At 69.3% G+C, this 22586-nt stretch carries 27 protein-coding genes; 15 read left to right on the forward strand and 12 right to left on the reverse strand.

What is annotated here, in order from left to right:
• The first annotated feature begins 9 nt into the window (after window positions 1-9).
• Genes IFU11_RS13310 through IFU11_RS13330 form a run of 5 tightly spaced genes read left to right on the forward strand, consistent with a single transcriptional unit; the run spans window position 10 to window position 6019 of the window.
• Window positions 10-882, forward strand: a complete 873-nt coding sequence (locus IFU11_RS13310) for an ABC transporter ATP-binding protein (RefSeq protein WP_371742784.1) — start codon at window positions 10-12, stop codon at window positions 880-882.
• Window positions 879-1676, forward strand: coding sequence for an ABC transporter ATP-binding protein (locus IFU11_RS13315; protein ID WP_086472952.1), 798 nt, complete (start codon window positions 879-881; stop codon window positions 1674-1676). Before IFU11_RS13310 ends, IFU11_RS13315 begins: the two co-directional genes overlap by 4 nt.
• On the forward strand, window positions 1673-2656 hold the full coding sequence (locus tag IFU11_RS13320) for an ABC transporter permease (protein ID WP_079704856.1): 984 nt from the start codon (window positions 1673-1675) through the stop codon (window positions 2654-2656). Before IFU11_RS13315 ends, IFU11_RS13320 begins: the two co-directional genes overlap by 4 nt.
• 1 nt (window position 2657) lies before the next feature.
• Complete coding sequence (locus IFU11_RS13325) at window positions 2658-3710, forward strand: ABC transporter permease (protein WP_079704857.1); 1053 nt, start codon at window positions 2658-2660, stop codon at window positions 3708-3710.
• Window positions 3707-6019, forward strand: coding sequence for an exo-beta-d-1,3/1,6-glucosidase (locus IFU11_RS13330; RefSeq protein WP_192019235.1), 2313 nt, complete (start codon window positions 3707-3709; stop codon window positions 6017-6019). The genes IFU11_RS13325 and IFU11_RS13330 overlap by 4 nt, the downstream gene beginning before the upstream one ends.
• A gap of 79 nt (window positions 6020-6098) precedes the next feature.
• Here IFU11_RS13330 and IFU11_RS13335 read toward each other — a convergent pair whose 3' ends face one another.
• The 3 genes from IFU11_RS13335 to IFU11_RS13345 form a co-directional block, all read right to left on the reverse strand.
• Window positions 6099-6401: a DUF7882 family protein gene (locus IFU11_RS13335; RefSeq protein ID WP_085512050.1), complete on the reverse strand. Its 303-nt coding sequence runs from the start codon at window positions 6399-6401 to the stop codon at window positions 6099-6101.
• A 181-nt stretch (window positions 6402-6582) separates the two neighbouring features.
• Window positions 6583-6849, reverse strand: coding sequence for a hypothetical protein (locus IFU11_RS13340; RefSeq protein WP_192019236.1), 267 nt, complete (start codon window positions 6847-6849; stop codon window positions 6583-6585).
• Window positions 6846-7166 (reverse strand): DUF7882 family protein, encoded by a 321-nt coding sequence (locus tag IFU11_RS13345; protein WP_064297077.1) that lies wholly within the window; start codon window positions 7164-7166, stop codon window positions 6846-6848. The genes IFU11_RS13340 and IFU11_RS13345 overlap by 4 nt, the downstream gene beginning before the upstream one ends.
• A gap of 188 nt (window positions 7167-7354) precedes the next feature.
• Between IFU11_RS13345 and IFU11_RS13350 the strand changes: the two genes are divergently transcribed.
• Window positions 7355-7918, forward strand: a complete 564-nt coding sequence (locus tag IFU11_RS13350; RefSeq protein ID WP_192019237.1) for a Dps family protein — start codon at window positions 7355-7357, stop codon at window positions 7916-7918.
• A gap of 273 nt (window positions 7919-8191) precedes the next feature.
• Window positions 8192-9370, forward strand: a complete 1179-nt coding sequence (locus IFU11_RS13355) for an FUSC family protein (RefSeq protein WP_192019238.1) — start codon at window positions 8192-8194, stop codon at window positions 9368-9370.
• A gap of 22 nt (window positions 9371-9392) precedes the next feature.
• On the opposite strand, the gene IFU11_RS13360 is transcribed toward IFU11_RS13355, so the two are convergent.
• Window positions 9393-10232: an SDR family oxidoreductase gene (locus tag IFU11_RS13360; protein WP_192019239.1), complete on the reverse strand. Its 840-nt coding sequence runs from the start codon at window positions 10230-10232 to the stop codon at window positions 9393-9395.
• 186 nt (window positions 10233-10418) lie between these two features.
• Here IFU11_RS13360 and IFU11_RS13365 point away from each other — a divergent pair, with 186 nt between their 5' ends.
• The 3 genes from IFU11_RS13365 to IFU11_RS13375 all read left to right on the forward strand — a co-directional run bounded on the left by IFU11_RS13365 (window position 10419) and on the right by IFU11_RS13375 (window position 14209).
• Window positions 10419-12203 (forward strand): glycoside hydrolase family 15 protein, encoded by a 1785-nt coding sequence (locus IFU11_RS13365; protein ID WP_192019240.1) that lies wholly within the window; start codon window positions 10419-10421, stop codon window positions 12201-12203.
• A gap of 130 nt (window positions 12204-12333) precedes the next feature.
• Window positions 12334-13254, forward strand: a complete 921-nt coding sequence (locus tag IFU11_RS13370) for an SMP-30/gluconolactonase/LRE family protein (protein ID WP_192019241.1) — start codon at window positions 12334-12336, stop codon at window positions 13252-13254.
• Between the two features lie 58 nt (window positions 13255-13312).
• On the forward strand, window positions 13313-14209 hold the full coding sequence (locus IFU11_RS13375) for an SDR family oxidoreductase (RefSeq protein ID WP_192019242.1): 897 nt from the start codon (window positions 13313-13315) through the stop codon (window positions 14207-14209).
• A gap of 96 nt (window positions 14210-14305) precedes the next feature.
• Here the strand turns inward: IFU11_RS13375 and IFU11_RS13380 are convergent, their stop codons facing one another.
• The 3 genes from IFU11_RS13380 to IFU11_RS13390 all read right to left on the reverse strand — a co-directional run bounded on the left by IFU11_RS13380 (window position 14306) and on the right by IFU11_RS13390 (window position 16063).
• Window positions 14306-15292 carry a YihY/virulence factor BrkB family protein gene (locus IFU11_RS13380; RefSeq protein ID WP_192019327.1) on the reverse strand — a complete coding sequence of 329 codons (987 nt, stop codon included), beginning with the start codon at window positions 15290-15292 and terminating at the stop codon, window positions 14306-14308.
• A gap of 79 nt (window positions 15293-15371) precedes the next feature.
• Complete coding sequence (locus IFU11_RS13385; RefSeq protein WP_064297084.1) at window positions 15372-15614, reverse strand: DUF3618 domain-containing protein; 243 nt, start codon at window positions 15612-15614, stop codon at window positions 15372-15374.
• Window positions 15611-16063, reverse strand: a complete 453-nt coding sequence (locus IFU11_RS13390) for a phage holin family protein (RefSeq protein ID WP_192019243.1) — start codon at window positions 16061-16063, stop codon at window positions 15611-15613. The genes IFU11_RS13385 and IFU11_RS13390 overlap by 4 nt, the downstream gene beginning before the upstream one ends.
• A gap of 168 nt (window positions 16064-16231) precedes the next feature.
• On the opposite strand from IFU11_RS13390, the gene IFU11_RS13395 reads away from it, so the two are divergent.
• Both IFU11_RS13395 and IFU11_RS13400 read left to right on the forward strand, forming a co-directional pair.
• Window positions 16232-17146: a VOC family protein gene (locus IFU11_RS13395; protein WP_079704870.1), complete on the forward strand. Its 915-nt coding sequence runs from the start codon at window positions 16232-16234 to the stop codon at window positions 17144-17146.
• Window positions 17143-17775, forward strand: coding sequence for an alpha/beta hydrolase (locus IFU11_RS13400; protein ID WP_192019244.1), 633 nt, complete (start codon window positions 17143-17145; stop codon window positions 17773-17775). Before IFU11_RS13395 ends, IFU11_RS13400 begins: the two co-directional genes overlap by 4 nt.
• 18 nt (window positions 17776-17793) lie before the next feature.
• Here IFU11_RS13400 and IFU11_RS13405 read toward each other — a convergent pair whose 3' ends face one another.
• Complete coding sequence (locus tag IFU11_RS13405) at window positions 17794-18258, reverse strand: Lrp/AsnC family transcriptional regulator (protein ID WP_192019245.1); 465 nt, start codon at window positions 18256-18258, stop codon at window positions 17794-17796.
• Window positions 18259-18367: 109 nt separating this feature from the next.
• On the opposite strand from IFU11_RS13405, the gene IFU11_RS13410 reads away from it, so the two are divergent.
• Window positions 18368-18838: a DUF2000 domain-containing protein gene (locus tag IFU11_RS13410; RefSeq protein WP_192019246.1), complete on the forward strand. Its 471-nt coding sequence runs from the start codon at window positions 18368-18370 to the stop codon at window positions 18836-18838.
• A 59-nt stretch (window positions 18839-18897) separates the two neighbouring features.
• Entirely contained in the window at window positions 18898-19596 is a 699-nt protein-coding gene (locus IFU11_RS13415; protein WP_191940342.1) for a Pr6Pr family membrane protein, read from the forward strand.
• A gap of 68 nt (window positions 19597-19664) precedes the next feature.
• Here IFU11_RS13415 and IFU11_RS13420 read toward each other — a convergent pair whose 3' ends face one another.
• Together IFU11_RS13420 and IFU11_RS13425 are read right to left on the reverse strand one after the other, a co-directional pair.
• The gene (locus IFU11_RS13420) at window positions 19665-20705 is read right to left on the reverse strand and encodes a medium chain dehydrogenase/reductase family protein (protein ID WP_192019247.1); all 1041 of its coding nucleotides are present in this window, start codon (window positions 20703-20705) and stop codon (window positions 19665-19667) included.
• A gap of 93 nt (window positions 20706-20798) precedes the next feature.
• Entirely contained in the window at window positions 20799-21344 is a 546-nt protein-coding gene (locus IFU11_RS13425) for a TetR/AcrR family transcriptional regulator (protein WP_192019248.1), read from the reverse strand.
• A gap of 57 nt (window positions 21345-21401) precedes the next feature.
• Here IFU11_RS13425 and IFU11_RS13430 point away from each other — a divergent pair, with 57 nt between their 5' ends.
• Window positions 21402-21881 (forward strand): SRPBCC family protein, encoded by a 480-nt coding sequence (locus IFU11_RS13430; RefSeq protein WP_192019249.1) that lies wholly within the window; start codon window positions 21402-21404, stop codon window positions 21879-21881.
• A 25-nt stretch (window positions 21882-21906) separates the two neighbouring features.
• Here the strand turns inward: IFU11_RS13430 and IFU11_RS20085 are convergent, their stop codons facing one another.
• Both IFU11_RS20085 and IFU11_RS13435 read right to left on the reverse strand, forming a co-directional pair.
• Window positions 21907-22092, reverse strand: coding sequence for a hypothetical protein (locus IFU11_RS20085; RefSeq protein ID WP_086472970.1), 186 nt, complete (start codon window positions 22090-22092; stop codon window positions 21907-21909).
• Between the two features lie 30 nt (window positions 22093-22122).
• Entirely contained in the window at window positions 22123-22503 is a 381-nt protein-coding gene (locus IFU11_RS13435; RefSeq protein ID WP_192019250.1) for a hypothetical protein, read from the reverse strand.
• Window positions 22504-22586: the final 83 nt, after the last annotated feature.

Raw genomic sequence — 22586 nt, forward strand, 5'->3', positions numbered from 1 at the left:
ACTCATACAGTGACCAACGACGACCTGCTGACGGTGTCCTCCTTCAGCGTCACCTACGACGTGGAACCTCCCGTCGAAGCCGTGCGCGACGTCTCGCTCACCCTCCGCCGCGGCGAGATCCTCGGCCTCGCCGGCGAGTCCGGCTGCGGCAAGACCACCCTCGCCTACGGCCTGCAACGGCTTCTCAAACCACCGGCGGTCATCACGGGCGGCACCGCCGTCTTCCACGACGAGTCCGGCGAGGACATCGACCTCGGCCGGCTGGGCGAGGAGGAGATGCGCGCGTTCCGCTGGGACAAGGCGTCCATGGTGTTCCAGGGTGCGATGAACGCCCTCAACCCGGTCACCTCGATCGGGCGGCAGCTCGACGACGTCTTCACCACGCACCGCCGGGGCATGTCACGCGCCGAACGCCGCGAGGAGGCGGGCAAGCTGCTCGACATCGTCGGGGTCGGCCGCGACCGCCTGAAGTCCTACCCGCACGAGCTCTCCGGCGGCATGCGCCAGCGGGTCATGATCGCGATGGCGCTCGCCCTGAAACCGCAGCTGATGATCATGGACGAGCCGACCACCGCACTCGACGTGCTCGTGCAGCGCGAGATCCTCCAACAGATCTCCGAGCTCCGCACCGAGTTCGGGTTCTCGGTCATCTTCATCACCCACGACCTCCCGCTGCTCCTCGAGATCTCCGACCGCATCGCCGTCATGCGTGCCGGCCGGCTCGTCGAGATCGACACGGCGGAACGCATCTACCGACAGGCGAAGGACCCGTACACGCGGAAGCTGCTCGCGTCCTTCCCGAGCCTCACCGGCGAGCGCGGCGACTTCGTCCGCGGGACCAGTGCGGCCACGTCGGCCACCCAGGCAGGAGTGACCGCATGACCACCCTCGAGTTCTCGCACGTCTCGAAGCGCTACCGGGTCCGTGGCTCCGGTCACATGCTCGCGCTCGACGACGTCAGTTTCACCCTGCGGTCCGGCCAAACGCTCGCCCTCGTCGGACAGTCCGGCAGTGGCAAGTCGACCATCGCGAAGATCCTCACCCAGTTGGAGCGGGCGACGAGCGGCGACATCCTGCTCGACGGCAAGGCCATCCCGCGTCGTGGTCGTGCACTCCGCCGCTACCGCCAGCAGGTCCGCATGGTCTTCCAGGACCCGTTCGCCTCGCTGAACCCGTCCCACACGATCCGTCACCACCTGGAGCGGCCGCTGCGCCTCGACCACGTCGTCCCCGAGTCCGAGGTCGAGGATGAGGTGCACCGCCTCCTCGAGCGCGTGCAGCTCGATCCGGCCGGCACGATCGACCGTCGGCCCCACGAACTGTCCGGCGGTCAGCGCCAGCGGGTCGCCATCGCCCGTGCGCTCGCGTCGCGTCCGTCCCTCCTCATCGCCGACGAGCCTGTCTCGATGCTCGACGTCTCCATCCGGCTGGGTGTCCTCAACCTCCTGGCCGAGCTGCAGCGCGAGTCGCAACTCGGTGTGCTCTACATCACGCACGACCTCGCGACCGCGCGGCACTTCAGCGACGAGATCATGGTCCTGCACCACGGCGAGGTGGTCGAGCGAGGCCCGGCCGACGACGTGATCCTCCGCCCGCAACACCCGTACACGCTCGCCCTCCGCAACGCGTCGCCCGACCCCGACCGCCACTTCGCGGGAACGGAGACCATCGCATGACCTTCTTCCTCCGTCGCGCCGCCTTCTACGCGTTCACCGCGTGGGCCGCGATCACGATCAACTTCTTCCTGCCACGGATGCTCAAGGGCGACCCCGTCTCGGCGTACATCGCGAAGAACCAGGGCCGCATCAGCCCCGAGGCAGCGGACTCACTGCGCACCCTGTTCGGACTCGACGCCGACAAGTCGATGCTCGAGCAGTACCTCGACTACTGGCGGCTCCTCTTCTCAGGCGACCTCGGACGGTCCTTCTCGAAGGGCCTCGCGCCCGTCACCGACGTGATCGCCGCCGCCCTCCCGTGGACCGTTGGTCTCGTCGGGATCGCGACGATCCTGTCGTTCGTCCTCGGGACGTCCATCGGCGCCCTCATCGGATGGCGACGCGGCAGCAAGGCGGACTTCATCGTCCCGCTGTCCACCTTCTTCTCGACGGTGCCGTACTTCTGGATGGGCCTCATCGCGATCGCGGTGTTCTCCACCCTGCTCGGCTGGTTCCCCGCCTCCCACGCCTACGGCAAGGGATCGAGGCCCGAGTTCTCGCTCGACTTCTTCGGGCAGGTGATCGCGCACGGCTTCCTCCCGGCGGCGACGATCGTGCTCGCCTCGCTGGGCGGCTGGATCCTCGGCATGCGCAACATGATGGTCACCGTCCTCGACGAGGATTACGTGACCGTCGCCCAGGCGAAGGGACTGCCGACCCGGCGGGTGCTCGTGGACTACGCCGCACGCAACGCGATGCTGCCGCAGCTGTCGAGCTTCGCCCTGTCGCTCGGCTTCATCGTCGGCGGCACGATCGTCATGGAGATGGTCTTCTCCTACCCGGGCGTCGGCAAACTCCTGCTCGACGCCACGACGGCGAAGGACTACCCGCTCATGCAGGGGCTCTTCCTCGTCATCACGCTCACCGTCCTCGTCGCGAACATCCTGGCCGACGTCGCCTACGCGGTGCTCGACCCCCGCACCCGCCAGATGGAGTCCTGACATGACCATCCCCACCACCGAGGCCCTCGCCACCGCCGAGGCGCCCAAGCCGACGCCCGCTGGTCGCTCGTTCGCCGCCCGGTTCGCGTCGTCGTTCGCGATGTTCCGGAACGGCAAGTCGATCGCGGGGCTCTGCATCCTCGGGTTCTTCGTCCTCGTCGCGGTCTTCGGTGACCTCATCGCGCCGTACGGTCCGCTCGAGAAGGACTTCACCGCGCTGCGCCAGGCTCCGTCGGCCGCGCACCTGCTCGGCACGACGCACATGGGTGAGGACGTCCTGAGCCAGCTGATCTACGGCACCAGGGGCGTGCTCCTCGTCGGCTTCCTGGCCGGGATCTTCGCGACGATCATCGCCGTCGCCATCGGCGTCACCGCCGGGTACGTCTCGGGGTTCACGAGCGAGTCGCTGTCCGCGCTGACGAACGTCTTCCTCGTCATCCCGGGTCTCCCGCTCATGATCATCGTGGCGTCCCAGTACGACAACCCGAGCCTGTTCCTCATCGCCGGGGTCCTGGCGCTCACCGGGTGGGCATGGGGCGGCCGGGTGCTCCGCGCGCAGACGATGTCACTGCGGAACCGCGACTTCATCCAGGCGGCGAAGGCGAACGGGGAGTCCCTCTTCCGGATCATCACCGTCGAGATGCTGCCGAACCTCACCGCCATCATCGCCTCCAGCTTCGTCGGCACGGTCACCGCTGCAGTACTCGGGCTCACCACGCTCGCGTTCATCGGCGTCATCCCCATCACGAACCTCAACTGGGGCACCATCCTGTTCTGGGCGCAGCAGAACGGTGCGTTCCCCGACTTCTGGTGGTGGTACGTCCCCGCCGGTGTCTGCATCGCCCTGCTCGGCGTCGCGCTGTCGCTCATCAACTTCGGGATCGACGAGTACGTGAACCCGAGGCTCCGCTCGGCGGGTGAACGCGCCAGGGCCCTCCGCAAGCGCGGCATCAAGCCCGGGGCGAGCGTCACCGCCGTCCGCACCGAGACGACCGGCCCGTCCACGATCACCGACACGACCCACACCGAACGCGCTGGAGCCACCGAACGATGAAGACCGACACCGCCCGCCACCTCGAGGACGCCCGCTACCTCGACCCCGCGCTGCCGATCGCGGCCCGCGTCGACGACCTCGTCGAGCGGATGACCGTCCGCGAGAAGGTCGGGCAGATGATGCAGCTCGACGCCCGCGACGACATCGAGGCGCACGTGCTCGAGACCCACGTCGGCTCGATCCTGCACGCGTCACCGGAGCGTCTCGCGGTCGCCCATGAACTCGTCGGGCGGACGCGACTGCGGATCCCGCTGATCGTGGGGGAGGACTGCATCCACGGTCACTCCTTCCACCTCGGCGCGACGATCTTCCCCACGCAACTGGCCATGGCCGCGAGCTGGGACGCCGAGCTGCTCGAACGGGTCGCCAGGGCCACGGCCGTCGAGGTCGCCGCGACAGGTGTCCACTGGACGTTCTCGCCGGTGCTCTGCATCGCCCGTGACCTCCGCTGGGGGCGCGTCGGCGAGACCTTCGGTGAGGACCCGTTCCTCATCGGCGAGCTCGCGTCCGCGATGGTGCGCGGCTACCAGGGCGACGGCCTGTCCGACCCGACCGCCATCCTGGCGACGGCCAAGCACTTCGCCGGCTACTCCGAGACGCAGGGCGGGCGCGACGCGAGCGAAGCCGACATCTCCCCGCGCAAACTGCGGTCATGGTTCCTCCCGCCGTTCGAGCGGGTCGCCCGCGAGGGCTGCGCCAGCTTCATGCTCGGCTACCAGTCGATCGACGGGGTGCCGATCACGGTCAACGAGTGGCTGCTCAACGACGTCCTCCGTGGCGAGTGGGGGTACGAGGGGACGCTCATCACCGACTGGGACAACGTGGGCCGCATGGTCTGGGAGCAGCACGTCAGCCCGGACTACGTGCACGCCTCGGCTGCCGCGATTCGCGCCGGCAACGACATGGTGATGACCACGCCCGGCTTCTTCGAAGGTGCCCTGGAGGCGCTCGAGCGCGGGCTGCTCGAGGAGGCCGACCTCGACCGCGCGGTCCGTCGCATCCTCACCCTGAAGTTCGCGCTCGGCCTGTTCGAGCGTCCGCGGCACCCGGACGCCGCGGAGCAGCTCGCGGTGATCGGTTCGCCAGAGCACACCGAGCTCAACCTCGAGACCGCGCGTCGCTCGCTCGTCCTGCTCCGCAACGAGGGCGTGCTGCCGCTCGCCGGCGGCTACCGGGCGGACGAGGCAGGCAGGGCGATCGCGACGTCCGAGGCCGGGCCGCAGCGCATCGCCGTCGTGGGTCCGCTCGCGGACGACGCACAGATGCAGCTCGGCGACTGGGCGGGCAACTCCGGCCAGGCCGGTTGGTTGCCCGACGGCCAGCCGCGCGAGATGATCACCACCGTGGTCGACGGCCTGCGTGCGGTCGCACCCGCCGGGAGCACGGTCACGACCGCGTTCGGAGCGGACATCCTCACGCTCTCACCCGATCCCGCGGGGGCGACCTTCCCCGACGGTCAGCCGCGTCCGCCGCTCGTCACGCCCGCGCGACCTGACGAGGCGCTCATCGCGGAAGCCGTCGCGCTGGCCGAGGACGCCGACGTGGTCGTCGCCGTCGTGGGCGACCGCATCGAACTCGTGGGGGAGGGTCGCTCCACCGCGACGCTCGAGCTCATCGGCGGACAGGTGGCACTGCTCGACGCCCTGGCCGCCACCGGCAAGCCGCTCGTCGTGGTCCTGCTCGCTTCGAAGCCGCTCGTGCTGCCGCCGTCCGCGCTGCACGCCGACGCGATCGTGTGGGCGGCGAGCCCCGGCATGCAGGGTGGCCGCGCGATCGCCGAACTCCTGCTCGGTCTCATCGATCCGACCGGTCGCCTGCCGATCTCCTTCGCGCGGCACGCCGGCCAGCAGCCGACGTACTACAACCAGATCCGTGGACAGCACGGCGACCGCTACGCCGACCTCACCCAGGAGCCTGCGTTCGCGTTCGGCGACGGGCTGTCCTACTCGAGCGTCGAGTACGGAGAGCCGCGCCTCGACCAGGCCGTTTACGGACGTGACGCCACCGTGCGCGCCGAGGTCGAGGTGCACAACAGCGGTTCGCGCCCCGTCCTCGAGACCGTACAGGTGTACGTCAGCGACCTCGTCACCTCGGTCAGCTGGGCCGACCAGGAGCTGAAGACGTTCCGTCAGGTCGCGATCCAACCGGGCGACACGGCGACGGTCACGATCGAGCTGCCCGTCGCCGACTGCTCCATCGTCGACGCGAGGGGACGACGGGTCGTCGAAGCGGGCGAGTTCGAGCTGCGGGTGGGCGGCTCCTCACGGGCCGATGCGCTGCACGCGGTCCGCTTCGCGATCGCCGCCTGAGCTGTCGGCCGCCGGAACCCTCACGGGGCCGCACGAAGTCCCTCCTGTTTCGTGCGGCACCCGTGAGCGGTCCCGATGACTACGCCAGTTCGTCCGCGTCAGCGCGGACGGTGACCTCGCCGCCGTTGGCGCCGTGCATGAGGTCCTCGAGCAGGGGCCGGTCCATCTCGAACGTCTCGTCCGAGTCGAAGCTGAACTGCAGCGGGATCGACGGGTGCAGCCAGAGCGTGACGCGGCCGCGTTCCGTCGAGGTGTCGCGCAGGGTCACCGAGAACGACTCGTTCCGGCGGAGCTTCATGAGGGTGATGGTCTTGACGTGAGCCAGCATCCGGTCTTCGAGGTGGAACCGGTTCTCGCCCGTGCCGTATACGATCGCGCCCATGTGCTGTGCCCTTTTCCGGGCCTCCGACGATCGACACGGCGAGATGCGCCGGTGTCGAGCGGCCAGCCTGGAGACCCACTTCAATGTCCGCCGAACAAGTGTAGGAAACTTGAAATCGTCGCTCTGAACTGTTGATTTCCAGGTGTCGGCTGCGCTATGCCAGCTTCCGCTGCCGAGGCGGTCAGGACAGCAGGTCGGGGTCCTGTCCCTGGGGGAGTGCCGAGGACGGCGTGTCCTGGGAAGGACCGTCCGGTGTGCCCATCGCGATGCCGATCCCGGGGCCGATCAGGATGGTGATGGGCTCCAGCTGACCCTCACCGCGGTCGACCTGCAGCCACCGGAACTGTCCGGCGGAAATGCTGTCGAGCACCTCGGCGCGGAACTCGTCCGGGTCGGAGACGGCGATCGAGTACGGAAGTCCCTGGTAGACGATCTCCATGCGGCTCATGCGACTTGTCCTGTCCGGCTCGGAGCGGGCTCCGCGATGACCGAGAGGCCGTGGGCGGAGTTCGCCGTGACGTTGAGCGCGTCGATCCACGCGCGGTTGAGGTCGATCGGGACACTGCCCGAGTACTTGAAACGCAACGGCACCGAGGGGTGGATCCAGATGACGCTGCGCCCGTCGCCGGCGCGCGGGTCGTCCTTCCAACCGAAGTAGAAGGCCTCGTTCCGGCGGAGCTTCGCACCGATCACGAACTGCAGGTGCGCAAGCAGCCGGTCCTCGAAGGTGATCGAGACCTCAGAACCGTAGATCAGTTTTCCCATGGCGGGCCGTGCTCTCCTCGTTGTGCGTCACGCGGTGTCTATCGCGGTGTCGCTTCACCTTAAGACTCTCGGCTCCGAAAACCCAGCTGGCGGCCGCGCGGGCACGGATGGGATGCTTCGGCGTCGATGTCAAGGGCCCCGGGATCGACAGGTACGGTGCGTAACCTGCCGTGCAGGAGGTGCCAACCATGGCAACAGCAGACAAGACCAGCAAGACCGAGAGCACGACCCGATCGGCTCCCGGAGGATCCGGGCCGAAGCCCACCCGTCGGCAGAACGCCGAGAAGGGCTTCGTCGCGTCGAAGGAACTCGACGCCAACATGCAGGCCGTCCTCGTCGACCTCATCGAGCTGTCGATCCAGGGCAAGCAGGCGCACTGGAACGTCATCGGACGCAACTTCCGCGACACGCACCTGCAGCTCGACGAGATCATCGACGCCGCTCGCGAGTTCAGCGACACCGTCGCGGAGCGCATGCGTGCCCTGCACGCCGTGCCGGACGGCCGCAGCGACATCGTCGCCGAGACCACGACGCTGCCCGAGTACCCGCAGGGCGAGATCGACACCTCGGAGACCATCGACCTGATCACCGTCCGACTCGAGGCGGTCGTCGGCACGATGCGTCGGGTCCACGACGACGTCGACGACGAGGACCCCACGAGCGCGGACATCCTCCACGCGATCATCCAGCAGCTGGAGCAGTTCGCGTGGATGATCAGCGCGGAGAACCGCACGGCGACCCGCAGTCGTTGACCTGCAGGCGGTGACCCTGGGCGGCGCCCGACGACCACGCGTCGTCGGGCGCNACGCCGTGTCCTCGCCGTCGTTCGGCTCGGAACCGTCGGAGCCCGAACCGTCGGGGATCTCCTCCGCGTCGGGACGTGAGGATGATGCAGATGCGTTCGTCATGTTCGCTTCCTTCCTGGTTGTCGCCATCGGAGATGACCAGACCAACGCTAGGCCGCGGAGCTGATCGGCGCGTGGGGGTTGACGCTTCGACAGGGCCAGACCACCATGGCGGCTGTGATGAGCGGCGATGAGGTGACCGGGCGCGAGACCCCGACGGGGAGCATCCGCACACCGAAGCAACGGGTCGGCGCGTGGATCATGCCCGCGCTGCGTCCGTGGCGCCTCATGCTCGCGCTCAAGGTGGCCATCGCGGCCACCGCCGCCTGGTTCCTCGGCAGCCTGCTGCCGGGCGAGCTCGGCGACTTCTCCTATTACGCGCCGCTCGGCGCCCTCGTGAGCCTCACTCCGACGCTCATGGACTCGGTGCGCTCGAGCCTGCAGACCCTCATTGGCCTGGGCCTCGGCATCGGACTCGCGTGGCTGCTCATCATCTCGCCCGCGCCCGGCTGGGTGTCCGTCTCGCTGTCGGTCGGTGTCGGCACGCTGCTCGCGGGCCTGCCGGGGCTCGGACAGGGCCGTGACTACGTCCCCATCGCGGCACTCTTCGTCATCATCATCGGCGGAGCGAACGCCAACGACTTCTCGGTCGGCTACCTCGTGCAGATGGCCCTCGGCGTGCTCGTCGGGCTCCTCGTGAACCTGCTCATCATGCCGCCGTTGTTCGTCCGCGAGTCGGCAGCGGGGATCTCGGCCGCCAGGTCTCGGATGGTCGGTGCACTCCGGAGCATGTCGGACACCCTCCGATCCGAGTCGGCACCGACCCCGGACGACCCGCCGTCCTGGGACAGCTCGCTGCTCGCCATCCGGCACGACGTCGACGCAGCCCGCGGGCTGATGAAAGACGCCGCGGAGAGTCGCCGGGCCAATCCGCGCACGCGGTGGAACCGGCACGACTTCCGCGGGGATGAGGGGGCGCTCGCCGCCCTCGAGCGGATCGCGCCGGTGGTCGTGGAGATCGGTGACGCCCTGCGTGCGGCGCTCTGGGGGATCCCGGTGCCGGTCGACCTCGACGAGGGCGTCCGGAGTGCGCTCGCCGATGCGATCGACGCCTCGGCCGACCTCGTCGAGGCCGCGATCGACGACGAGCGGCTCTCCGAGGCGCTGCGTGCCTCCGACCGGGCGCTGACGACGCTGCGACGGGCGGTCCGCTCGGCCCACGCTGGTGCGAACGGTGCGGCGGGTCGGGAGCCGGACGACGACGACCCGGCGGAGGATGCGGGCGGCGAGAACCTGCTGTTCGCGCTGCGCCGCATCCACGCCGAGATCGAGCGCTCGGAGCGTTCGCCCGACGCCTGAGCGGCGCCCGGCGCGCCGGTCCTCAGAGGATCGGCTTGCCGCCGGTCACCGCGATGACGGCGCCCGAGATGTAGCTCCCCTCGTCCGAGGCGAGCAGCACGTAGGGCGGAGCGACCTCGGCGGGCTGCCCCGGACGGCCGAGCGGGGTGTCCGTCCCGAACGACTCGACCGTCTCGGGCGGCATCGTCGACGGGATCAGGGGCGTCCAGATCGGACCGGGGGCGACGGCGTTCACGCGGATCCCGTCACCACCGAGCATCTGCGCGAGCGACGCGGTCATGCTCGCGAGACCCGCCTTGGTCATGGCGTAGGGCATGAGCTGCGGCGACGGCGAGTCGGCCTGCACCGAGCTCGTCGCGATGATCGAGGAGCCCGGAGCCATGTGGGGGACGGCCGCCTTGCTCAAGTGGAAGAACGCGCTCAGGTTCGTGGCGAGCGTGTGGTCCCACTCCTCGTCCGGGATCTCGGCGAGCGTCTCCCGCGTCATCTGGTACGCGGCGTTGCTCACCAGGATGTCGACCTTGCCGAAGCGTTCGACCGTCGTGCGGACGATCTCGCGACAGTGCTCGGGGCTCGTGAGGTCGCCACCGATGCTGAGGGCGGTCCGGCCGGCCTCCTCGACCCAGCGGACCGTGTCGGCCGCGTCCTCGTCCTCGTCGAGGTAGCTGACGACGACGTCCGCCCCTTCGCGGGCGTAGGCGATGGCGACGGCCTTGCCGATACCGCTGTCGCCGCCGGTGATGATGGCGACCTTGCCCTCGAGCTTGCCCGAACCCCGGTAGCCGGTCTCGCCGTGGTCGGCCTGCGGCGTGAGCGCTCCCTCGGTCCCGGGCGGCTGCTGCTGCTGAGCGGGCTGGTTCATGGTGTTCCTCCCTGTGCTGCTGTGCGTGCCAGCATGCTGTGGTTGCGGTCCGTTCAGCCAAGCCGATCCGGGCGATCCGCCTCCAGGGGTTGACGCCCGCTCGGCACCAGGCGTCCCGCGCTAGCAGCCGCGTGCCGGGGCCGCCAGCCCCGGCGATTCGGAGGCGCGGCTCGTAGGGTGAAGCGCATGACCGCAGCTGGCGAGGATCTCCGTTCGTACGCACCGATCGGGGACGGCCGCACCGTCGCCCTCATCGGACTCCGTGGCCAGGTCGACTGGCTGCCGATCCCCGACCTCGGCTCCATGCCGGTGTTCGCCCGGCTGCTCGACGACGACTCCGGCGGGTGCATCGAGCTCGAGCCGGTCGGCGAGTACACCGTCACGCGGCGCTACGTGTCCGGCACCAACGTGTTGCGCACGACCTTCACGACCGAGCACGGGCGTGCGACGATCACGGACGCACTCGTCACGGGCATCGCGGGTCGCCTGCCCTGGGCCGAACTCGCGCGCCGGATCGACGGGGTCTCCGGCAGCGTCGAGTTCACCTGGCGCGTCCGGCCCGGGACGGCGCTGGGGACGGCCTCGCCCTGGATCGAGGACAGCACGCGCGGCCCCATCATCCGCTCCGGCGCGACGACGATCGCGGTCGTCGGCGACGAGTACGGGCCGGAGGCGGTCGAGGTCGACGGGGCCATGCCGACGGAGCTCTCCGGTCGCTTCACGACGACCGAGAAATCCCGTCACCTGCTGATCATCGTCGCCACCCACGGTGAGCCGATCCATCTGCCGGTCCCCGCGAACGTCGACGTGGGCATCGATCGGACGATCGACAACTGGCGCGCCTGGTCCCGGGCCTTCTCCTACGAAGGCCCGTGGGCGGATCAGGTGCAGCGCAGTGCGCTCGCGCTCAAACTCCTGATCTTCAGCCCCACCGGCGCCATCGCGGCCGCGGCGACCACCTCGCTCCCGGAGAACCCGCGCGGAGCCAAGAACTGGGACTACCGCTTCGCCTGGGTGCGCGACCTCGCGTACACCGCGCACGCGCTCGTCCGCTTCGGTCTCCGCGAGGAGACGCACGCGGCCGTGTCGTGGCTGCTGCGCACCATCCGCGAGAACGGGCCGGAGCTGCACATCTTCTACGGACTCGAGGGCGGGGTGCCCGACGGGGTCGTCGAGCACGACGTCGCCGGCTGGCGCGGCATCGGTCCGGTGGTCAGCGGGAACCCGGCCCAGGGGCAGCTGCAGCTCGGCGTCTACGGCGACCTCTTCGCGATCTGCCGCACCTACGTCGACGCCGGCAACGTCCTCGACGTGGAGACCGGCCGTCTCCTCGCCGAGGTCGCCGACCGCACCTGCGACCTGTGGCGGAACCGCGACGCCGGCATGTGGGAGCTGCCCCAGGAGGAGCACTACGTGTCGTCGAAGATGGGCTGCTGGCAGGCGCTCGGCGACGCGGTGCACCTGGCGGAGCTCGGGCAGGTCGCCGGCAGTGCCGACCGCTGGCGCACCGAGCAGACCCGCATCCGGGAGTGGATCGATGAGCACGGGTGGAACGAGGAGCGCGGGGCGTACGTCATGTTCCCCGGGAGCGACGATCTCGACGCCTCCGTGCTGCTGCACGCGATGAGCGGGTTCGACCGCGGTGACCGGATGTCCTCGACGATCGACGCGCTGACGGCCGAACTCGGCGAGGGGGCGCTGCTGTACCGGTACTCGGGCGTGCAGCAGGAGGAGTACACCTTCGTCGCCTGTGCGTTCTGGCGGGCCTCCGCGCTCGCCTGCGTCGGTCGTCACGACGAGGCGATCGCGGCCATGGACGAGCTCGTCGGCATGACCAACGACGTCGGGATCCTCGCCGAGATGATCGACCCGGCCGACGGTGCGCACTGGGGCAACCTGCCGCAGGCGCTGAGCCACCTCGCGCTCATCAACGCGGCCCTCACGATCAAGGAGCTCACCGAGGAGGACTGACGTCCCCGGTCCCTGAGCTGCGCCGCACTGAGCCTGTCGAAGTGTCGAAGCGCACGCACGCGGGTACCCGCCCGATGCTGGGAAAGCAAGCCCCGCGGGGACACTCGTCCGGATCCGTACCGTGGAGGCAATGGATGTTCACCCACAGGTCTTCCGAGACACCCCCGCGATCCTCGTCGAGAGCATCTGGTGGGACGCCCGCACCGACGAGGTCGTCTGGGTCGACATCACCGCGGGCACGCTCCACCGCGGACGGATGGATGGCGGCGTGGACGGCAGTGACGACCGCGTCACCGAGCTCCCACCGCCGCTGAGCGCCGTGCAGCCGCGTGCCGCGGGCGGCTACATCGCCGCACTCGGTGACCGCATCGTCACCCTCGACGACGACGGGCTCATCGCCGAGACCCTGGCGAAGCTCGACCACGTCCACGCCGGTCTGCGCAGCAACGAGGCGAAGGTCGACCCGTTCGGCCGGTTCCTCGTCGGCTCCATGAACGTCACCACCGGCGAACCGAATGCCGCCCTGTACCTGCTCGACGACACCGGACTCCGCACGCTGCTCGGCGGCTTCGGCGTCACCAACGGCTTCGAGTGGTCCGACGACGGTCGCACCGTCTACGTGACCGACACCACCGTGAAGACGGTCTACCGGGCGAGCACCGGAGAAGACGGCCGACTCGGGCCGCTGGAGCCCTTCCTCGTCGGCTACGACTCCGACGGCCTCGCGCTCGACACCGACGGTCGATTCTGGAACGGCGTCAACGGCGGTGGTCGCGTGCTCCGGTGGAGCCCGGACGGCACCGTCGAGGACGAGCTGAGCGTGCCGGCCCCGGGCGTCACGTCGGTGGCCTTCGGCGGGCCCGAGCTCACGACGCTCTTCGTCGGGACGGCCCGCGAGAACCTCACCGAGGCGGACCTGGTGGATGCACCGCTCAGCGGCGGCATCTTCCGATTCGACGGACTCGCGACCGGCCGACCCGTCAATTCCTACGGACGCCGATCGACCTCGGTGCCCGACCCGGCGACCGACCCGGCGACCGACCGCATCTGACCTGAACCATTCCGACCTGTCCGACCACGACCGAACACTGAACGAGAGGACCATCACCATGGCCAACGACCAGTACACCTTCACCGACCCGGCGAAGCTCTACGCCCACATCACCGCCGAGAAGCAGCACCAGCCCGAGCCAGGCCTCGACGCGAAGCTCGACCCGAAGGCCGACCTCGGCGAGGAGAGCTACCGCGGCTCGGGTCGTCTCACCGGCCGCAAGGCGCTCATCACCGGCGGCGACTCCGGTATCGGTGCCGCCACCGCGATCGCCTTCGCCCGCGAGGGTGCCTCCGTGGCCCTCTCCTACCTCCCGGAGGAGGAAGAGGACGCGCAGCGCATCGCCGGCATCATCCGCGAGGCCGGCGCCACCGTCCTCACCCTGCCGGGCGACCTGCGCGACCCGTCCTACTGCCGCGACCTCGTCGCGCAGACGGTCGAGGGCCTCGGAGGACTCGACATCCTCGTGAACAACGGCGGCAAGCAGATGTTCAACGAGGACCTCACCACCCTCACGGACGAGCAGTTCGACGACACTTTCAAGACCAACGTCTACGCGATGTTCTGGCTCTCGAAGGCCGCCCTCCCGCACCTTCCGGCAGGCTCGTCCATCATCAACACGACGTCGATCCAGGCGTACTCGCCCTCTGACATCCTCGTTGACTACGCGTCGACCAAGGCGACCATCAACGCCTTCACGAAGGCACTGGCGCAGCAGCTCGCGCCCAAGGGCATCCGCGTCAACGCGGTCGCGCCCGGCCCGATCTGGACGCCGCTCCAGGTGTCGGACGGTCAGCCGCAGGACAAGATCGCCGAGTTCGGCGAGGACACCCCGCTCGGCCGCATGGGCCAGCCGGCCGAGCTCGCGCCCGCCTACGTGTTCCTCGCGTCGGCGGAGTCGAGCTACGTGCTCGGTGAGACCCTGAACGTCAACGGCGGTATGCCCACGCCGTAACCCCGTCCCACCCCACAGCAGCCCGCGAACTGTCAGTTCCGGCTAGTCAGACCACCATCCGACTAGCCGTTTCTGACAGTTCGCGGGCTGTTTGGGTCAGTCCGTGCGGTCCGCTGCACGCCGGACCCGACGGCCCTCGAGGGCATCCTTCGCGTCGCGGTCGGCGAGTGCCTTGATCGCGGCGTCCGATCGCAGGGGCAGCTGCAGCTCCTGCTCGGCGGCGACACCCGAGGCCAGCTGACGCCCACGTTGGATCTCGATGTCGAGCTGGGCACCGAACAGCAGCGCGAGGTTCGCGATCCAGATCCACAGCAGGAAGATGATGATGCCGGCGAGCGAGCCGTAGGTGGCGTCGTAGTTGCTGAAGTTGGCGATGTAGAAGCCGAACCCGAGCGACGCGAGGAGCAGGATCAGGAGTGCGGCGAGCGCACCGATGCTGATCCAACGGAACTTCTCCGGCTTGATGTTCGGCGTCGCGGAGTACAGCACGGCGATGACGAAGACGAGGGCGGCGGCCATGACCGGCCACTTCGCGATCGACCAGACCGTGAGGCCCGTCTCGCCGAGACCGACCGCCTGTCCGATGGCCTGCGCCACGGGGCCGGACACGATGAGTGCGAGGGCGATCACCGAGATGACGAGCAGGACGACGAGGGTCACGCCGAGCTGCGTCGGACGCAGGGACCAGATCTTGCGACCCTCTTCGACCCCGTACATGCGGTTGAGCGCGCGACCGAAGCCGCCGACGTAGCCGGATGCCGACCACACGGCACCGCCGATACCGGCGATGAGCGCAAAGCCGATCGCGGGTGACTCGACGAACTGGTTCACCGCGTCGGTCAGGAAGCCGAGGCTGTCGCCCGGGGCGAGGTTGCCGACGATCTCGAGGAGCGCGTCGGTGCCGTTGCGGCTCTGTCCGAAGAGGCCGAGGATCGAGACGAGCGCCAGGACGGCCGGGAACAGCGACAGGATCGCGAAGTAGGTGAGGCCTGCGGCGAGGTCGGTGCACTGGTTCGAGGTGAAGGAGTGCAGCGTCCGCTTCAGGACGTAGCCCCAGGGGACGGGGACGCGCTGGGGGTTCATCGTCTCTTCCGCGTGGTCCGCATCGCGGTTCCGCGGATCGTCCGGAGTACTGCGCTCGAGGCGGTCCTCTTTGGCGGACTCAGACACGGTGCCCTCGGTTCGCACGCCACAGCAGGACGCCGGCACCGACGACCGCGACCGAGGCGACGACGATGGCGGTGGTGCGCAGGTGGTACGCGACGGCGGTGCGGACGTCGAACTTCTGGAAGAGGAGGTCGAGCGTCTGCGCGAGGTGCTCACGCGTCTGCTCGACGTCGAGCTGCAGGGTGTTCAGACCGGCGCCCTCGGGGGGAGTGGGGCGGGCGAGATCCTGGTCGCTCATGCTGCGGCCTCCTTGGTGTCGTGCTTCGAGTCGTGCTGCTGATCTGCGAGGTGGTCGCCGGTGAGGGCTTCGACACTGCGCTCGGGGACGGGCTTCGCGCCGGCCTTGAGCTTCTTGACGCCGACGAGCGCCAGGATCCCGGCGACGAGGATGAGGACGACGCCGACGATGAGGGCGGCGAGCCAGGCGGGGAGCACGGTGGCGAGTCCGAGGACGGCGGCCGCGATGAGCGTCCCGAAGCCGAAGAGCACGAGCACCAGGGCGACGACGAGCATGCCCGCGCCGATCCCGAGGTCCTTGGCCTTCTTCGTCATCTCCGCCTTGAACAGGGCGATCTCGCCCGTGACGAGGCGGACGACGTCCTCGCGGAGGTCGGTGAGGAGGGTCTTCATGGGAGGAAGTCCGCGGCGACTCCGTCTGCGGTCGGCCGCGCTGCTGGCATCGGTCATGTGAGCACTCTTCTCGTTGTGGTCCTCCAGCCCACACCCCTCGCGCGCGCGAGACAAGGGCTTGACAGGCGTGTCGGCAGATCGCGGAATAGGGCGACCCGGAATTGGTTACATCTACAAGTAAACGGGGTAGCCTGTACCGACCCCCATCACCCGATCGGAGACCGAATGTCCGCTGTGCTCGACGAGCGTCTGCTCGCCCCGGAGACGTCGATGGGCGCGGTCACGCTCCGCGTCGGCGACCTCGACCTCATGTCCGGCTACTACGCCAACGCATTCGCGATGGAGCCGCTCGAGGAGCGCAGCCGCGACCGCGAGGTGCACCGCGTGCTCGGTCGTGGCGACACCCCGCTCGTGCGGCTCGTGCACACGCCCGACCTGCCGGCCGTCGACCGGCGGCAAGCCGGCCTGTTCCACACGGCGTTCCTGTTCGAGGACGAGTCGAGTCTCTCGGCGACGGTCTATCGGGCGGCGCAGGACCCCCGCGGACAGTTTGTCGGGTCGAGCGACCACTTCGTGAGCGAGGCGTTCTACTTCACCGACCCGGAGGGCAACGGCGTCGAGTTGTACACGGACCGCCCGCGCAGCAGCTGGGTGCGCTCGGGCGACCAGATCGCCATGACCACCACGTACCTCGACCCGAACGCCTACCTGCAGCGTCATCTCACGGAGGACGCCCTCGGCGCCGGGCCCTCGTTGGCCGGTGCCGTCGGGCATGTGCACCTGCAGGTGGGCGACCTCCAGACCGCCCGAGCCTTCTACGTCGACGCCCTCGGATTCGAGACGACGCAGACCGAGTACCCCGGCGCGATCTTCGCCTCCGCCGGCGGGTACCACCACCACATCGCGATGAACGTCTGGAACAGCCAGGGTGCCGGTCCCCGCGCGGCCGCCCTCGGCCTCGGCGACGTGTCGATCACCGTCCCCGACCTCGCGAACCTCGATACGCTGGCCGCGAGGCTGCGCGCCCGCACGATCCCCTTCGACGCGGACGGTCGTTCCGTGACCGTCTCCGACCCGTGGGGGACCCGCGTGACGGTGGCCCTGCCCGACCTGTCGACCGAGGAGCTGCTGTCCCGATGACCACCGCACTGCGTGACGTCCGTTCCGCCGACTGGGCCGACGCCGTGTCGTCCGCGCCCGTCGTCGCTGTGCTCCTCCACGGCTACGGCTCCAACGAGCACGACCTCACCGGCCTCGTCGGGCCGCTCGCGCTCGGGATGCCCTGGGTGTCGCTGCGCGCGCCGCTCGAGATGGGTCACGGCGGGGCGGCCTGGTTCGAGATCACGACGCCGGGCAACCCGGACCCGGAGCCGATCGCCCGCGCCACGGACGCCGTCTGGGACTGGATCGACGAGCACGTGCCGGCCGAGGCACGCATCGTGCCCATCGGCTTCTCGCAGGGCGGCTTCATGGCCTCGCAGCTGCTCCGCACGCGTCCCGAGCGGGTCGTGGCGCCGGTCATCCTCGCCGGGTTCGTGCTGAGTGCGCCGCAGCCCGGCGACGAGGTGCTGGCCGCGACGAAGCCTGCGGTGTTCTGGGGGCGCGGGCTCGAGGACCGGGTCATCGCCGCGCCGGCCGTCGCGCGGACCCACGCCTGGTTGCCGCTGCACACGACCCTCACCGAGCGCACCTACCCGGGGCTCGCCCACGGGATCCACCAGGCCGAGATCGACGACGTGCGTACGTTCCTCGGCGAGCACGTCGGCTGATCTGTCACCAACAGCCGCTCAGCTCGTCGCCTCCGCAGGCATCACCACGTGCTGTCGCACGTGCTCGTAGACGACGCTCGTCCGGACGTCCGCGACCTCCTCACGCTCGGTGAGCTTGTCGATGACGAAGGCGTAGAGCGCGTCGTTGTCGGGTACGGCGACCTGGAGCAGGAAGTCCTCGTTCCCGGAGACGACGAACACACCGATGGTCTCGGGGAGGGTGATCGCCCAGCTGCGGAACGCGTCGATGTTGACGCGCGACGGCGGTCGGATTCGGATGGCGATGAGCGCCTGGACCGAGCGACCGAGCGACGGCAGATCGACGTCGAGTCGCGCGCCGCGGATGACGCCCCGGCGGTACAGACCGCGGGTGCGGTCGAGTGCGGTGGTGGGCGAGACGCCGACCGCGGCCGCGATGTCGCGGTTGGTGCGCCGGGCGTCGCGTTGCAGTTCGCGCAGGATCGCCGTATCAAGTTCGTCCATGCGGTCGATTGTGCCAGTTCGGCCGGACGATATTCGGGCTCGGAACGACTACGGGTCTGCTCGACATAGCCTGAGGGTCGATCCGCGTACGACATCAGGGAGAGACATGATGGAAGAACAGCTCGTCGGCTTCGCGCCGGAGGAGATCGACACGGCGGCGCCCACGCGGTCCGCCCGGCTGAAGTGGGTCGTCGTCGTGCAGCAGGACCTCCCGGCCGGTCGAGCCGTGAATGCGGCGGCCTGCGTCGCGGCGGCGATCGGAGCACGGGTGCAGGGACTTCTCGGACCGGACGCCGTCGACGCCGACGGCTCGGCTCATCCCGGACTGCCGTGGGCCGGGTGCAGCGTGTTGACCGCTCCGGCCGAGCAACTGGCGGCGATCCGGACCAAGGCGGCGGGCTCGGACGGTGTGCTCGTCGTCGACATGCCGGAGGCGGCCCAGCTCACCCGGGTCTACGACGAGTACCTCGAGGCGGTGGCGGCGACCGCGTCGGAGGCCCTCGCCCCGCTGGCCGTCGCCCTGGTCGGGCCGCGCAACCGGGTGGACCGGATCGTCGGGCGACTGCCGCTGTTGGCCTGAAAGCGCATGCGTCAGGGCTTGGGGGAGGTGGGGTGCGGCGGGCTGGCTAGGGTTGGCGGGTGAGCACCACCGTCCATCCCACGCAGGTCGCGCCGTCCGCGGTCGTCGTCACCGCCAGCCGTGTGGTCTACCTCCTGATCGCCGTGATCATCGCGATCTCGCTCGTCATCCAGATCGTCCTCGTCATCACCGGCGGCGCCGACGCCCGCTCGGGTGGCGTGGACATGTCCGTCGGCCTCGCGACCCGCTTCGCACGTATCTTCAGTGCGTTCACGATCCTCAGCAACCTCATCGTGCTCGCGGTGTCCGTCCTGCTGGCGATCGACCCCCTGCGTGACGGCCGGCTCTGGCGGGTGGCACGGCTCGACGCCCTGCTCAGCATCGTCATCACCGGCATCGTCTACGCCGTGGTGCTCGCGCCGCAGGTGAACCTCACGGGGTGGGCGCTCGTCATCACGATCGGGTTCCACTACCTCTCGCCGTGGCTCACGCTCGGTGCCTGGCTCGTGTTCGGTCCGCGTCCGCGGTTCACCTGGAGCACCGTCGCCTGGGCGTTCCTCTGGCCGCTCGCCTGGGTGGTCTTCACCTTCATCCGTGGCGGCATCACCGGCTGGTACCCCTACCCCTTCCTCGATGCGACGCAGCTCGGCTTCGACGGCGCCGTCCGGAACGCGCTCATGGTGCTCGTCGTCGCGATCGTGTTCGCCGTGCTGCTCAAGCTCGTCGACCGGGTGCTGCCCGCCGCGCTCCGTCGCTGAGGTGAGGCATCTGGTCGCCTGCCAGCGTTCCGGGCGACCAGTTGCCTCACCTCAGCCTGCGGCCCGGCTCAGGGGTGCAGGACCACCTTCCCGTTGAGGGTCCGCGACTCGGCGAGTTCCATGGCGGCGACGATCTCGGTGAGGGGGAACCGGGCGGCGATGTTGGCGGTGATGTCGCCGTGCTCGAGGAGTCGGAAGACCTCGCCGAGGTCGGCCTCCAGGTGGCGGCGGAAGCGGGCGGGACGGAAGCGGTGGCCTGCCCACAGGTCGTAGAAGGTCGAGCTGCGGCCGTTCGGGAGGGCGGTCCAGAGCAGCGCCTGACCGATCGCCAGCAGGAACGGCGCCATGAGCGGTCCCGTGCCGCCGACCGTTGAGATGATCGAGTAGGTCACGAGCGTGCCGCCGCGGGCGAGGAGCCCGAAGGCCGTGCGGGTCGTCTGGCCGCCGACGTTGTCGAAGACGGCATCGACCCCGTCCGGCGCCAGCTCGCGAACGCGTGTCGCGAGCTCGGGGTCCGCGTAGTCGACGGGGATGACGCCCGTCGCGCGGAGTGCCTCGTGATGCCGGGGTGACGCCGCACCGATGACGCGGACGCCGTGGAGCCGCGCCAGCTGGATGAGGATTCCGCCGACGCCGCCGTTCGCACCGAACAACAGGATGGTCTGGCCCGGCTGGACCCGCGCAGCGCGATGCAGCATCTGCCAGGCGGTGACGCCGTTCACCACGACCGTCTCGGCGTCTTCGGAACTGACCCCGTCCGGCACGAGGATGCTGTCGCGCGCGGCCACGATGGCGTGCGTCGCCCAGGCTCCCGTCTTGGTCAGGGCCGCGACCCGTTCGCCGATGAGGGTCGCGTCGCCACCGGTGCCCACCTCGAGCACCCGTCCGACGAGGTCGTATCCCGGGACGAACGGGAACGCCGGCTGGCCGAAGTATCGGCCCTTGCGCATCGATTGCTCAGCGAAGGAGACCCCGGTCGCCTCCATCTCGACGAGGAGCTGGCCTGGTCCGGGTGTCGGCGTCGGCACGGTAGCCAGTTCGAGGCCGGACGGCTCGACGAGGCCTGGCAGGACGACCTGATTGGTGGTCGCGGATGGTGTCGTGTTCATGGTGTGTTCCGATCTCGTGATGGTTGTGTGTGACTGAACAGTCACAACTGTGGATACGAAAAGCAGCGGGTGTGGTCGGTGGCTCGGAGTCGATCAGTCGTGCCGGATGCCGTGGTCGACGACGCGCGCCCAGTCGGCGTCGACGTCGCCGAGGCCCGCCTGTACGACGAGGTGGCAGAGCTGCCCGTAGGCGAGACTGCGCTGGACTGCGCCGGCGTCCGCCCCGGAGTCACGGGACATGACGCGCACCACGAGTGCGAGCCCGGAACGGACCGCCTCCTGGATCTCGGGGACGTCGCAGGCGCTCTGCGCGTGCACCTGGAGGGCGATGAGACTGCGGTCTCGGATGAGCTCGATGTACGCCTGGGTCATCGCGTCGAGCTTGTCGTCCGGGCCCCACTCCGGGTGGTCCTCGACGGCTGCGGACATCGCGTTCGCGACCTGCTCGTAGCAGTGCTCGACCGCGGCGACGAAGAGGCCGAGTTTGCCGTCGAACAGACGGAAGACGTACGCGGGGGAGATCTTGGCCGCCGCAGCGACGTCCGCGACGGGGGTGGCGCGGTAACCGGCGATCGAAAAGACCTCCACCGCACTCGCGATGGTGCGGACGCGTTGGTCCTCGGCGGTCGATCGGCTCATGTGACTGATTGAACACGAACAAGCGATACTCGTCAAGCACCCGTGTCAGGATGGGGCATGCCCGTCGTCGAATCCCGCTGCACCGTGCCCGTCCCGCCCGACGTTGCGTTCGCGATCTCCCAGACCACCGGCGAGACCCGGATGCGCTGGGATCCGTTCATCCGGCGGCAGTACTTCCTCGACGGCGCGAAGGAGGCCGCCAAGGGCGTCCGCACCTTCACCGTCCAGCGGTTCGGGTTCCGGATGGTCAGCGAGTACGTCTCGTACCACCCGCCGACCAACGTCGGTATGAAGATGACGAAGGGCTCATGGTTCTTCGAGCGGCTCGCCGGCGGCTGGCGCTTCAGCCCGGTGGAGGGCGACGACCAGCGCACCCTCGCCGTCTGGCGCTACAACTTCACGTGCAAGCCGCGGTGGCTGGCGCCCATCGCCGAGCGCATCGGTGCGATCGTCCTGCAGCGCGACATCGACCGCCGCATCCGAGGCTTCGCGCGCGGCTGCGAGGACCCCGCCGTGCTCGCCGCAGTCTCACATTGACTCGGCGCGGCTGAGGTCGAGGCGCTCAGGCGCTCCGCGCCAATCGCTTGATCCACTCCGCGGTCTCGTGTCCCCGCCGTTTGTCGTACGCAACCCGGATTCGCGCGGCTACGGCACGCTGCGAGTCCGTCACCGGGTCTGCCTTGCCGGACTCGATACGCGCCTCGAGACCGTTCAGTTCATGCGTGCGCCGCTCAGCTTGCTCGTCCATTGCATGTCCCTCCGTAATTCATTGTGAGCGTCATCGGTCGTTCCTGTCCACGCGTGGCTCGAACAGGAGTGCCGATGTGACCGCGTTGACGAGTGCGGCTTCGGTCCGCGTCGCGTCCTGGAACAACACTTCGACTGCTGCCAACCCGACGTCGCGCTCGGAGCCGCGGTCGGATGTCGCCAGATTCAGAGCCCACTCGGCGCGTGCCCACCACTCCTGGCGTTGCGCGGCGCGGCGCGAGATTCGAGCTGCGACCGCGGCAGCTGCAAACGCGATGACGGCTCCGGCCAGCGCGAACAGGCCGCCCATTGCGGGCCCGGTCAAGAAGTCCCTCCAGAACGGACGGTCGATCACGAACGGAGGAAGCAGACTCCGACCTGCTACACCGAGCGAGCAGCCGAGAATCAGCACGGCGGCCGTGAAGACCCGTCGTCTCAAGTCCACGCTCCGTCCGTCGATTCCCAGCAGCGTACGTGGCGCGGAAGGTCGAGACC

This window comes from Plantibacter sp. CFBP 8804 (assembly GCF_014841225.1).
GTDB lineage: Bacteria > Actinomycetota > Actinomycetes > Actinomycetales > Microbacteriaceae > Plantibacter > Plantibacter auratus.